Genomic DNA, 12015 nt, shown 5'->3' with positions numbered 1-12015 from the left:
CATAGGGTCTAAAAAAACGGCTCCAAAAGCCCCTTTTCTCAGGCTCTGGTTCAATGTGTTCAGGCACAGGAATGCACTTGTTTTCAGTAGTCAATCCGTCATGTTTAGGTGGAGTTTGGCCCTCGATTTCTACAGAGGTATCTTCTTTCTGAGTAGTCAATCCATCATAGTTCGACTCACTTTTTGACCTAGAATCTGTTGCTATATCTAAATTTGGGTCGATAGATCTAGTTATATAATCTTTTGGAGCTTCTAATAGGCGTTGTATAGCCTCAATTTGTGCATCTTTAACGTGTAATTGGTCATTCTTAGCTTTTAATTCTTCACGTTGGAACTGCTCACGCTCATGAGCCTGTTCAAGCTGTTTTTGAAGCATGTAAACCTGTTGTTCTAGTAGGTGAACTTCTGACAACTTTCGTGTTTCGGTTGTCTGTGAACCAGTTACATTTTTAGACGGTTCGCCAAAGACGCGAATAGCTTCGGCAAGATCAATTTTACCATCACTATTCTTACTTAAATTACCTTTATTAACTTGCTTATAAATGGCTTGACGAGTCATTCCATACAGGTTTGAAAGCTCAATAACAGATAGTGATTTCATCTTGTAATTCTGGTTGTCTATTATGTGAACCAAGATACATCAACAAACAGTCAACCGCTACATACACAGTCGATCTTTTATGCCTTAAAGCCTAAGTTTTTAAGATAAGGAATAAGTTGTTTTTGTTGCATTGGATCTCGCAACATATCTTTAATTTTGATAGCTAAGTCGTCATAACTTTCACCTTGTTGTGCTAGGTGAGATACTTCATGTAAGCGTGAAAGCTGATTACCAAACATATTAATTTGTGAATCTGTCAATTTATAAAAATTATTCTGTCCAGATTTATGCTCAATACTTTTTGATTTTTCTTTAAACGTGAATTGAATGTGTGTGACTTTTCGGCCTGTCTTTATTTGCTCGTAAGATACATTTAAAGGGCTATGCTCATTGATTTGATCTACTGCTGTATCAATAACCCATCTTTTTAAATCAGCAGATAATGGATATCTTTTTCCTAACTCCAACATACCTCTTAGAGATTCGATGGAAATCTCCCGTTTTCCTATTGAACGGTATTGGCTTAATAATTCATAAATACGAATAGCATAGGCGCTACTCATACCCGCAATGTCAGATAGCGAATATTTAGTAAATTCACGGCTTAGATTAGAAATAAACGGCAAAATTTCTTTAGAAAACCTAATTCCTACAACGCTTTTACTTTCTAAAAACCGTATGGATTGAATCCATCTCATTTTGATTGATTCATCATCAATAGCTAAATTAATTGATCTGTCATATAAGCGGTTTACACCATCTTTTAGATCTCTATAAGCTGTTTTTTCATGAACTCCAAGTTTTTTTAAGTCATCAATAGTTACGCGATAAATTTCATCATCTGTAATGTCTTCAGCCCGACTAATTTTACTAATAGCTGCTAACACAATACGCTGTTCTGTTGAGCTGAGTTGATATGAAGCCTCAATAACTTGATTTGATTTAACTACTAGTTCTTTTTTAGATGGACTCATCACTTTTATTTCGAAAACCTAACTATGAGTACTATAATTCTCTCATAGTTAGTAGTCAATCCCTCATAGTTAAGAGCTAGAACCTTTGCTACAAAAGGCTTTCAGCCTACCTAAAATATTTAAAAGATTTAAAATATAATTAAAAAGGATTTATGAAAAATTGCCCTTGGTTTTCGCTTCGCTCAAACTCTATTGAATCTCGCTTCGCTCGATTCGAGGGGCAATTTTTTGGTTAATATTTTCGTGACTTTTAAAAAAAGCAAAAGCAACTCGGAATTCGCTTCGCTCATAGTACTTTTTTGCTCGCTTCGCTCGTATCTAGGCTCAATTTTCTATATGAGATCTATTTACTCTTAGGCTAAAAATGCCTAGAAAAACTGTTTTTCAGAGAGTCTAGGCGCAACTTTTCGTTGAGTCGCTCGTAGACACTCGCTCATAACCATAAGATGAGAGTTTGATAATAAGAGTACGTAAACAGAGAACAGAACTAGAAACAAATGGTTCTCTGATTATGTTCTCCAGTAGGTTGAGCATCCTCGGATAACGCCACCGCTACGCTACACTTTTAAAATTATGCTAAAGCTATAATTTTAAACCACTTTCGTGGACGTGTTGGCTAAAATCGCTGGACGCGATTTTTATCCTCTATGGAGGCCCCGTCTGCGCGCTTCGCGCGCGACTTCCCACCCCTCTACTTGATGATGAGCTTCATTGGCTACGCAATGAACTCACCGATCAAGCTTAACGTGGCGCGGGAAGTCGCGCGTTCGTTCCTCTCGCTTGACGGGGGGGCTAGCCCCCACTTGGGTCGTTCGTTGGGACTCACTTAAAAACTCGGCAAGCTCGTTTTTATCCCTGCGTGGCTCCCCCAAGTCCTCTCCGCTAGGCTCCGAGGATACTCACTTTCGTTCGTACCCCTCCGGGGCTTAACGACCGCTTGGAGCGGTCGGTCACGTATCCAATTTATAGAATAATAATAAATTCCGAATGGAGTATGTCAAATTTGCGGTATATTCTATATTGTTGATTTAAAACAATTTTTATTTGTTTTTTTGTTGAAATTTTTTTGTTAATCATTTTTAATTAATAAGAAATAGACACATGAATAGAGAACATGATCAAAATCATAATTTGGCTTTTAGCAATCCTCCTATTTGGTTCTCTGATTCTGGAAATTTATAAAGATTTCATTTTTGAAACAATGTCTTATCCTTTGGTTCAGGCGCGTTTTGTTCTAGGTTTTATATTAGGATTCTCATTATTTTATGTAATCTCAGAAGGCATGAAATCTAAGGAAAAAAGATTAGATGCTAAGTTCAAAATTTTCGTTACTTTATTTTTTGTTGTAACGGTTCTTCAGATTTCAAATACCATCTTTCTAAAAAGTTTTTTTAATTACATTTCGACAATCCATCTCCAGTTTGTTAAAGCTGCCAGCTTAGGCTTCGTTGCAGCAATTATTTTTCAACGTACATGGATTTGGAAAACACAAAATCTCACTTCAACAAATGCCGTAAAAAGTGTTCTAGAAAGAGATAGTAAAAGCGATATCCGTGATCTGGAAGATTTTTCGACTCAAACTAAGCAAGATTACGATCCTAAGAAATATTTTAGAGAAAATGGATTTTTTCTGGCTTTAGATGAAAAAGATAAGCCAGTTTATTGGCCTGAAAAGACACTTCCTCATATCCAGGTTTGCGGTATGACCGGTAGCGGAAAAGGAGTTTTCTTAAGTTCTATCGTTGCTCAATGTGCAAAAAAAGGGGAAGTAATTGTTATTAATGATCCGAAAAATGATGAATTTTTGCCACATGCTGCATATCGTGCATCTATAGATGCAAACACCAGTTACCAATATATCGATCTAAGAAAATCAAGTTATCAATTTAATCTTTTTGAAGATGCAGGCCCAGAAGAAATAGAAGAATTACTTTTGGCAGGCTTTGAACTTGGAGATAAAGGAGAAGCCTCAGATTTTTATAAACTTGCAGATAGAGAAATGGCTCATTTTGTTGCCCAAAATCTGGTTAAAGGGCAAACAGCAGAAAACTTTTATGCAGAACATCATGAATTTCTAACTAAACAGGCTGCTGGATTTGCAGGTAAGTTTCGAGAACTGGCTGATATTAAAGCTGTGAATGCTGCCAATGGTCTTTCCTTCAAAGAAATTATTAAATCAGGGGGAGTAGTTTACATTGTTGGTTCAATGCGGAATGCAAAGATAATTCGTATTCAGAAAATGCTACTGGTTCGTCTCATACAGCTAGCAGAAGCTAGAGATCGAATCTCAGGAGAGCTAAAGCCGATTTGTGTGGTTTTGGATGAGTTGAAATATCATCTTTCCCGAACTGCACTTGAAGCTTTAGGAGCAGCGCGCGACAAAGGCCTACATGTGGTCATGGCACATCAAAGCCTTGCTGATCTTAAGGATTGCCCGAAAGATCTTGAGCCCGATGCAGTCATTGGAGCTGTGTTTGAAAACACTAAGATTAAATTGGTTTATCGTGTGGAAATGCCGGAAACTGCAGAAATTTTTGCAGAAAAAAGTGGGGATATAGGGGTTGATGTGGAAACTCGATTTGTTGAACGTTCTTTAAGTCTTGCTGAAGAAATTAGTAGTGAGCGGAGAGTTAGTCGAAGTGAAACAAATTTGATCGAGAAAAATATCTTTTTAACTTTGCCCAAACGATGTGGCGTTTTGTTTGGAGTTGGATTGCCCAAAATGGTTTATACAAGTCCTTATCAGACCAAGAAAGATATCAATGCAGTTAAAACAAAGGATCAGAAACAAGATAGTGAAGAAACTAATTTGAATGAAATTGATTTTGGGAAGTTATAAATCATGGGTGATTCATCATTTTTTATTCATGACGAAGCTAAACAATCCCAGCGGGTTGCAAAAAAACAAAACATTGTTTTAGATTTTTTGGCTAATGAAATGTTTAGTACTTCTGAAATTTTAGGACAGTTACTTGGATTAAGCCGTACAGCTACGTTTAAAACGCTTAAATCGATGGAAAAGCAAGATCTGGTTAGATTGCACTATATTGAGTATGAACTCGCACAGAGAGGCAAACAGACGATCTGGGGGCTTACCCCAGCAGGAGCATTATTGGCTACTGATTTAGATAACTTCCAAATTGATTTTTATGATGCAGGACGAATAGCAACATCGACTATGGCTCATAGTCTTGCCATTCAGCGTGTCAAAATAGCAGGTCTTACAAAAGGTTGGACTGATTGGATTAGTAGCCGAAAGCTCAAGCAAATCGCTGCTAGAGATAAAAAGAAATGGAAACAAATACCAGATGCACTTGCTACCTCTTTAGACGGTAAAGTTATTGCCTTTGAAGTAGAAAAAACAGTTAAAACACCGAAGAGGTACCAAGTAATTCTCAGTAATTACGCCAAGATGTTCTTGGATCAGAGCATAGACGAGGTTTTTTATATTGGTCCTGAAAATATTGTAAAACGACTAGAACGTCTATTTTCAAATATAAATAAGCTCGTAGTTGATGGGAAAAGCTATCCAGTACATGAAAACGTACTTAAACGTATCCAATTTTTATCTTATGAAGATTGGAATAATTTTTAGGGGGATATCTGTTGTTTTCTTTAGTTAATTTAAGAGTTGCACATATTGGTGATTTAGATTTGATTTATCAAACAGTACTAGAAGATGCTGAAAAGGGCCATTACGCTGAAATGTACTGTAGTAATCATGAAGTTAGGGCTGGTCTACAAGTAAATCTTAAAAATATGATTGAAAACGAGGTTAGAATACATACAACAATAGAGAAAAATCAGCTGATTAATAAGAATATTTTTTCTAGAGTTATTATTCTTGAAAAAAATAAGAGGCCTATCGGGTTCTGTATTATCAGTAGTGCGGATGAGGCAAAAGATTTAGAAATATGGATGTTCTCAATTTTTAAGGATTTCAGAAATAAAGGGTATGGCCAAAAATTTTTGAAAAAAGTTTTGAAATCTATACGGAAAACTTATCCAACTATCGAGATTGTTGCTCGATGTTTTGAAAATTCAAAAATTATGATGGGTATCTTGGAAAACAATAACTTTATTGAAGAAAAAAGTAGCTATGAGGCTAGATTTTTTAGGTTTAAATTGTCGTGATCATTGATATAGAGATAATGAATTTCGTATAAGAGATTTTATGTTAAATAAAAAAGGTATCTAAGTAGATACCTTTTTTGAAATCACCGTTTATAGAACCATAAGGGTAAGTAAATTGGTTCAACGCCACTATTTGCAAATAGCGTACTTAAAAAACTTCTCATATATGGATAACAGATCGCTGGGACACATTCTTCTAATGTCTGTCTTGCATTTTCGCCCAATACTTCGAAGCGGAAAAACATATCTACAACAGCTAACTCTTTTAGATCTTCAGATTGTTCATCTTCGCTTGGTTCGTATTTGAATGCATAATGTATGAAATAAACGCCATCATCTCCATCGGATGGTTGGATGATTTCATGACTTAATGGAAGGTCTTCTACTTTTTTTATATTTGAAAAAAAATCTATAAGATCTGAATTGAAAATTATAAAACTTCTCATGACCTTATGGTCAAGTAGCTTGATACTCATTTTAACATCTCAAAGGGCTTAGATTTGAAGAAATACTTTTGTAAGAATCTAAATTAAATTCCTTAGGTAAGTTTCTGCTAGATTGCACAGATCCTAACGATTCAATAGTACTCTCAAAGCACTTATCGTCCTCAATATTAAGAACATCAGCAAATTTTATCGCGTTCATATATAGATTAGAGAATGCTGATTTAATCATAGATTGATTAGATCTTCGCATAGTAAGGTGAGCGAATTCTTTAGTCACTAATTCCATATATCGTTCAGTACTACTGACTAACTCTACTTTTGGTGATTTGTTAGTGTTAGCAAAATGTACGTCTTTATGTTGCTCGATGAACATCTCAGCAGTAGTTTTGGTTTTCCATGCTTGTAAGGCTGCTCTTGCAAGCTGTCTTTTGTTGGTCATGTTCTACTCCGAAAAACTATCTACATATTCCCTAGGATATATAGGGAGTGAATTAGTGATGCAGTTTTTAACTTCTTCAAAAACACAAATTTGGGGTCTACCCATAGGTCTATATTTATCATGATCACTCTTAGAATTGGGTGTCATTTTTAAATACTTGTGTTTTTTTAAATATTGAAAAACTGGTTCTGCTTCCCATAAATCTGTAATAGTGACAGCTTTAAATGGAAAAACGTCAGGATCAGTTTTTCTGAAAAAGTGTAAAATTGAACTAACAGTTGGTTCTGGAAGCTTTTCTGCACCCGGCTTACCCTTAGATTCATTATATTTCTCTAGGTAAGCTTCAACTAACCAAAAAAAATGATCTTCATCATCAGGGTTTTCAATTAAATCAAGGACATCATCTCGATCTAATACAATTTCATATTGAGTAATGAGATAATCAGACTTTAGATTATATTCTCCCCACCACTCAGCATATCTATCACTATTTAACCAAAAGTAATAACCATCTGTTAACCATTGATAAACTTCATCCCCAATGCTACCAGGCTGTTCTAAAAACTTAGATTCAGCAAAATGAGGTAAATTTTTAGTACCTGCATTTATATTGTTGTAGTCACAACGTGTGGTTTGGAATCCGAAGCAAGTCTTCAATTGAGCAGACACGATATCCCTTTTACATTATGAATAGTAATAAATTTTGCGAAATTATATAGAATTTAACTTAAATTACTATATGAATTATATCTTTGAGAATAAAAGATTTTATTAAAATAAAACGTTAATTGAAATTATGGCTTTAAATCTGAATTTATTAATATTTTATTTAGCTCTAAATAAGTTCTTAATAGTTCTGCAGATAAACTTGGATTAGTAGGGCCTAGATTTGCGATTTGTTGTGCTAAGAAACTAATTTGAGAAGTAAAAAATTGATATTTCATTTGCTCAGGTGTTGGCTGTTGTAATTGAATCTGTCCCAAATTATCAGCAACGAAAGAGTTGTTAGGAATCATGAAGTTATCTCTTTAATTTATTGATTTTAGTAAAGTAGAATATTTTAAATATTGGAATTAGTCTACGTTATTTCTAGATTTTGAATCCTCAAATAGTTTTCTTCTCTCTAAATGATACTTGTCATCCTGTGCTTTTAATTGTAAATCAGTCTTAAGATACTCCTTTTCCAATTCAATTAGTTGATTTATAAAATTTAATTTTTTATCTATAAGAGTAATTTTTTTATCAAACTCTTCTGTTGATTCTATTAGGTTATCAATTAGTTCTAAAAAGTCTAATTCATGTTCTTTACATTCAAAATGCATAATATGAGTCCTTTTTCTGTTTAAATTTTTCTAAAATTAACATAATACGGATTATCCGAAACAAGAAAGGCAGCCTAAGCTACCTTTCTTATTATTAAACATTGAATCCTATATGTTTTCCTGTTGGAAGCTCTACATCAATACGGAGCTTTCCTCCCATAGCTTCAACATACTTTTTCATTGTTGAAATTTTAAGGTCATTTCCACGGTTTTCGATTGCTGAAAGTGATGGTTGTTTAATTCCAAGGGTTTCAGCGAGTTCTTTTTGAGAGATTTCTAGTTCTTCACGAATAAGGTGGAGCTGTGTTTCTAAAAGTAGCTCGTCAGCCATTTGTTGAATACGTGCTTGGCTCTCTGGAGAGCGACTAGCCAATAATTCCTGTAAGGTTTTAGCCATTAGATTGATCTCCTAGGGTTGAGAGATGAAGTTCGTATTGCTGATCTGCAATATCCAGCATCTCTTTATAGAAACGCTTTTTACCGCCTTTATCACCGATACACAGCACAATAGCCTGTCGTAATGGATCAAATGCGAAAAAGGCTCTCAGTGGTTTACCTCGATGCTGAACGCGTAGCTCTTTCATATTGGTAAATTTAGAGTCATACACGGTATCAACTAAAGGGCGACCTAAACTTGGCCCCTGCTGCTGTAAAACAACCAAAGCGGCTAAGACTTTCTCTTGTGTTGATTCGTCTTGCTGCTCAAGCCATACATTAAACAGATCTGTCGTGATGACTGTCCACATATCACAACCAAAATATAGATTATAGTCTATATTATATTAATGTATTTAATACAATACAACCTGATTATTAATTGAACGACGAACAGTGTCGCATTGTTTTGATTTATATACATAAAATAATAATTGTGTGATAGGTTTGACTTTATTTTGAGCAATTTTATGAACTATTTATATTCTTCCTTCAAATTAGACTATCTAAATTCAGAATGTGACTTTTTAAATATAAATCTAGATGAAGATACACGTTTATTTGTAGATGCTTATGCAATGTCACGATCATCTAATACACATATGCAATCAGGCCATGAAACTTTAAGAGTTTTTATGTCAGAAACATTAGCTGGTTTAAAGAACTATGTTAAAGATCCAGCAGCTATCAATAGCTTATGGGTACCAAAATGTTTTGCAGAACCAAAAGGTACGGGCATTGGCCTAGCTAAAAATGGACATAAAGGTCGGGGAAGCCATGATGTTAAGTGTCAGCAAATTATTACTGCTGTAAGACATTCTAAAGCTGTAGAAACAGGTGATTTAGAAGACCTTGAAGAACTACTGTTAGTTATTGAAGGGATTGGCTCAGATACAATTTCAGATATTACTCTTAATATTGCTAAGAAGCATTTCATTGAATATACGCAAGAAAAATGTAAAAAACTTAATATTCCAGTAAGTCAAACTAAGGAAAAAATTAGATATTTTTGCAGTGTAGATAAAAAATGGAAAAGTGATAATTTTGATCTTCCACATTTGGAAGTTGGTTTGGAGAAAACACTAAGTTATTTAATTTTTATTCCAAATGAAATTTTAGAAAAAAATATGGCATATGGCTGTAACTACTTTTACACGAATGTCGCTACGCCTATTTATGTAGATCAGATTCTTGTTGCAGGTTCATCTTTTATTTATTCACTTAAAAATGGAACTAAAAAAGTAAATAAAAAAGAAATGCGTAAAGATGATAAGTACAAGGGGGGCAAAAAACGGATGGATAACTTTATTTCTGATAATCCTAAGTCCCTTAAGGAATACAGAAAAACCGTAGCAGATAAGCGATACAAAAAGAATCAGGATAAGAAAAAGCCTAAAAATGATGATTCAGAATGATCTTTAAATAAAAAACCCCGGCATCCTGCCGGGGTTTCTCATATTGGGTTGCTAGGTATGACTCCTGTCTTACCTCACGCTCCTGGTGCGATCTTTCTTATTCTTGTTGTTTGGAACATCCTGTTCTCTATGACTTCATCATAGGAAAATTCACCTATCTTGGACAGCAGCAAAGAACCGGAATTCACGTAAGCTCAGGCGTACAAAATAGCCTAAATTTTATCCACAGCAATTGGGGATAGTTTCGCAACCTAGATCCGCATGAAATAGGTATTGATTCCAAGAATGATCATTTATTAATCAATTTTCTTGGCAAAATGTTACAGATTTGCCTAAAAACTCACCAACTTATTACAAAAGCCATTTTTTGTGCATTTTGTGGTCAGGGTTAAATTTTTAAGTTATTGATTTTTAAATTAATATACAAGTGTACTTCGTATAACCGCCATTATGTTAAATGGGGAGGAATAAGACAGTAAATGCCAGTTTATTAAATTTTAAATAGAACGTTTTTTTACTAAATTTTAGATAAAAATAATCTTCTAAGTACTCAATTAGCTTACCTTCCTGTATAAGAACAAGGCGAAGTTTCAGGGTTTTATGAAATGATATTGAATGCTTACAAAAGTATTCTAAATTCAGTATTTTTATAAAATTTTAAAAAGTAATTTTTTTCAAACAAGGATTTATATGTTTCACAATAGAAGAACATTATTACCTTTAACTCTTTTATCTGTTTTATTAGTCGCATGCGGTGGAGGGGGGGGAGAAAGTAGTCCAACGTCATCAGATACATCTGTGCCGAAGCCTATTGTAGAAACTTCTGTATTAAGTCCAGATTTGACACATGGCTATTTTGAAATTGAAAATTCTGGTATTGCTAATAACTCAACCATTAAGTTTTCACCATTTCATACAGATAGTGTGATTGAAGCATCTGCTACTAACAATAATATGTGGGATTTAGAGATTCTTACACCAAGCAATGATTTATCTGCCCATATTAATAATTTGGCGGGTCTTTATTTTTATCCTAAAGAAGATAAAGTTGGAGCTTTTAGCTATTCAGAGAATGATAAAGGACATCTGACGGTTCGATGTCAAAATTCGTGTAGTGATACATTTTCTTATAAACTTGAAAAGCAAAGTAATGGTAAAACTTATTTTATTATAAATGCAAATGGTTCTATAGCAGGACGTTTAAATAATAATGATTTTGCATCCACTGCCAAAATTAAAGGCTCTGTTAATTTTGAAGTAAATTCTAATTGGCCAGTATGGGACACTAAACGCTTTAATGAATATCATGCGAAATCAGACTTAGTTGTTAATGGTAAACCTGCAACAATAGAAAAATTTTTGGATTGGAAAACTAGCTCTGTTTTAACTTTTACTACAGATAAAGAATACTATTTTAACTTTAATAATCCTGTGGATCTTGATCACGATAGATTTATTTTAACGGAGGGGAATTATTTTAGTAATGAACAGCCTAAAGATGTATACATATATAAGGGATACTTCAATCGAGATTTTACATTAAATACAGATTATGAAAATGGTATAATCACCTTTAAATTTATCAATAATTTATTTACTAACCCTATTGAATATATTGCTTCTCCAGAGTTGAAAGTATCTGGAGGTTTTGTAAAAAAAGTTCCTTATGGTCAAGTGATTGCAGGAGATGAAGTTTTTAAAATTGATGAAACAGTCGCAGCAGTTGTATATGCAGAAAATGAAAGTAAGTATTTTCGCTTTATGAGTCGAGATAATCACTCTAATCTCGAGTTCACAGTGAAATACGATACAATTACTAAAAATGTAAATGTAGCGTATCAAAGACCACAGAAGGGTCAATTAAATGTGAACATTTATCTGAAATGGAACTGTAAATTGACGAATAATCATTGTACTGGTGTCACTGTCAATGATTCAGAGGGAACGATTGAATTTAAAAATGTGCAGTTAGATGATGGTCGTCTAATAAATGGCAAGTTTGGTCATTTAGGAGTAAACGATCTTGTAAGATGATAAATTCATAGTTATGTTCCATAAAAATATAGAAATGTTAATTCTTCTAAAATTAACATAATACACCTTATACGAAATGCGTTATAATTATCTTTAGAAATCAATGCTGTAGTTTCTAGTTGATAGCCCATCTTCCCCAAGGTGGGCTTTTTTTATGATTTTTCACGTTCCACGCCTATTCTTTGATCAAAGTTTCACGACTTTATTCATATTAA

14 protein-coding genes are annotated in these 12015 nt (G+C 34.0%); 5 read left to right on the top strand and 9 right to left on the bottom strand.

The features are described 5' to 3' along the window. Together RJ01_RS15220 and repM are read right to left on the bottom strand one after the other, a co-directional pair. Positions 1-601, bottom strand: a 601-nt coding sequence (locus RJ01_RS15220) for a plasmid replication DNA-binding protein (protein ID WP_034171705.1), incomplete at its 3' end; no start/stop codon positions are given. Positions 602-678: 77 nt separating this feature from the next. Further along, a complete protein-coding gene (gene repM / locus RJ01_RS15215) occupies positions 679-1578 on the bottom strand; it encodes a replication initiation protein RepM (protein ID WP_171248488.1) in 900 nt (299 codons plus the stop codon). A gap of 1111 nt (positions 1579-2689) precedes the next feature. Here repM and RJ01_RS15210 point away from each other — a divergent pair. The 3 genes from RJ01_RS15210 to RJ01_RS15200 are packed head-to-tail and all read left to right on the top strand — an operon-like array spanning position 2690 to position 5709. Further along, a complete protein-coding gene (locus RJ01_RS15210) occupies positions 2690-4414 on the top strand; it encodes a type IV secretory system conjugative DNA transfer family protein (protein ID WP_052209115.1) in 1725 nt (574 codons plus the stop codon). A gap of 3 nt (positions 4415-4417) precedes the next feature. Next, the gene (gene mobC, locus RJ01_RS15205) at positions 4418-5170 is read left to right on the top strand and encodes a MobC family replication-relaxation protein (protein WP_034171702.1); all 753 of its coding nucleotides are present in this window, start codon (positions 4418-4420) and stop codon (positions 5168-5170) included. An 11-nt stretch (positions 5171-5181) separates the two neighbouring features. After that, a complete protein-coding gene (locus RJ01_RS15200) occupies positions 5182-5709 on the top strand; it encodes a GNAT family N-acetyltransferase (protein WP_034171701.1) in 528 nt (175 codons plus the stop codon). Positions 5710-5792: 83 nt separating this feature from the next. Here the strand turns inward: RJ01_RS15200 and RJ01_RS15195 are convergent, their stop codons facing one another. The 7 genes from RJ01_RS15195 to RJ01_RS15165 form a co-directional block, all read right to left on the bottom strand. Next, positions 5793-6185 (bottom strand): hypothetical protein, encoded by a 393-nt coding sequence (locus RJ01_RS15195; RefSeq protein ID WP_034171700.1) that lies wholly within the window; start codon positions 6183-6185, stop codon positions 5793-5795. 1 nt (position 6186) lies between these two features. Then, complete coding sequence (locus RJ01_RS15190) at positions 6187-6594, bottom strand: hypothetical protein (protein ID WP_034171699.1); 408 nt, start codon at positions 6592-6594, stop codon at positions 6187-6189. Between the two features lie 3 nt (positions 6595-6597). After that, positions 6598-7263 (bottom strand): hypothetical protein, encoded by a 666-nt coding sequence (locus tag RJ01_RS15185; protein ID WP_034171698.1) that lies wholly within the window; start codon positions 7261-7263, stop codon positions 6598-6600. A gap of 125 nt (positions 7264-7388) precedes the next feature. Continuing rightward, positions 7389-7610, bottom strand: coding sequence for a hypothetical protein (locus RJ01_RS15180; RefSeq protein WP_034171697.1), 222 nt, complete (start codon positions 7608-7610; stop codon positions 7389-7391). 57 nt (positions 7611-7667) lie between these two features. After that, the gene (locus tag RJ01_RS15175; protein WP_034171696.1) at positions 7668-7916 is read right to left on the bottom strand and encodes a hypothetical protein; all 249 of its coding nucleotides are present in this window, start codon (positions 7914-7916) and stop codon (positions 7668-7670) included. 94 nt (positions 7917-8010) lie between these two features. Next, complete coding sequence (locus RJ01_RS15170) at positions 8011-8313, bottom strand: helix-turn-helix domain-containing protein (RefSeq protein WP_005804939.1); 303 nt, start codon at positions 8311-8313, stop codon at positions 8011-8013. After that, the gene (locus RJ01_RS15165) at positions 8306-8662 is read right to left on the bottom strand and encodes a type II toxin-antitoxin system RelE/ParE family toxin (protein WP_034171695.1); all 357 of its coding nucleotides are present in this window, start codon (positions 8660-8662) and stop codon (positions 8306-8308) included. Before RJ01_RS15165 ends, RJ01_RS15170 begins: the two co-directional genes overlap by 8 nt. Before the next feature lie 159 nt (positions 8663-8821). Between RJ01_RS15165 and RJ01_RS15160 the strand changes: the two genes are divergently transcribed. Both RJ01_RS15160 and RJ01_RS15155 read left to right on the top strand, forming a co-directional pair. Continuing rightward, a complete protein-coding gene (locus tag RJ01_RS15160) occupies positions 8822-9766 on the top strand; it encodes a hypothetical protein (RefSeq protein ID WP_052209114.1) in 945 nt (314 codons plus the stop codon). A gap of 690 nt (positions 9767-10456) precedes the next feature. Beyond that, positions 10457-11800 carry a hypothetical protein gene (locus RJ01_RS15155; RefSeq protein ID WP_034171693.1) on the top strand — a complete coding sequence of 448 codons (1344 nt, stop codon included), beginning with the start codon at positions 10457-10459 and terminating at the stop codon, positions 11798-11800. The last annotated feature ends 215 nt before the right edge of the window (positions 11801-12015 follow it).

It is taken from the genome of Acinetobacter sp. YZS-X1-1 (genome assembly GCF_000804305.1).
Lineage (GTDB): Bacteria > Pseudomonadota > Gammaproteobacteria > Pseudomonadales > Moraxellaceae > Acinetobacter > Acinetobacter variabilis.
Note: the sequence above shows the minus strand (reverse complement) of the source record. Positions and strands in the feature narration are given on the sequence as shown.

Excerpts from the sequence above, each read along its gene's own strand:
- RJ01_RS15210 (WP_052209115.1), top strand. The coding sequence starts at position 2,690 with ATGATCAAAATCATAATTTGGCTTTTAGCAATCCTCCTATTTGGTTCT.
- mobC (WP_034171702.1), top strand. The coding sequence starts at position 4,418 with ATGGGTGATTCATCATTTTTTATTCATGACGAAGCTAAACAATCCCAG.
- RJ01_RS15195 (WP_034171700.1), bottom strand. The coding sequence starts at position 6,185 with ATGAGTATCAAGCTACTTGACCATAAGGTCATGAGAAGTTTTATAATT.
- RJ01_RS15190 (WP_034171699.1), bottom strand. The coding sequence starts at position 6,594 with ATGACCAACAAAAGACAGCTTGCAAGAGCAGCCTTACAAGCATGGAAA.
- RJ01_RS15180 (WP_034171697.1), bottom strand. The coding sequence starts at position 7,610 with ATGATTCCTAACAACTCTTTCGTTGCTGATAATTTGGGACAGATTCAA.
- RJ01_RS15175 (WP_034171696.1), bottom strand. The coding sequence starts at position 7,916 with ATGCATTTTGAATGTAAAGAACATGAATTAGACTTTTTAGAACTAATT.
- RJ01_RS15170 (WP_005804939.1), bottom strand. The coding sequence starts at position 8,313 with ATGGCTAAAACCTTACAGGAATTATTGGCTAGTCGCTCTCCAGAGAGC.
- RJ01_RS15165 (WP_034171695.1), bottom strand. The coding sequence starts at position 8,662 with ATGTGGACAGTCATCACGACAGATCTGTTTAATGTATGGCTTGAGCAG.
- RJ01_RS15160 (WP_052209114.1), top strand. The coding sequence starts at position 8,822 with ATGAACTATTTATATTCTTCCTTCAAATTAGACTATCTAAATTCAGAA.
- RJ01_RS15155 (WP_034171693.1), top strand. The coding sequence starts at position 10,457 with ATGTTTCACAATAGAAGAACATTATTACCTTTAACTCTTTTATCTGTT.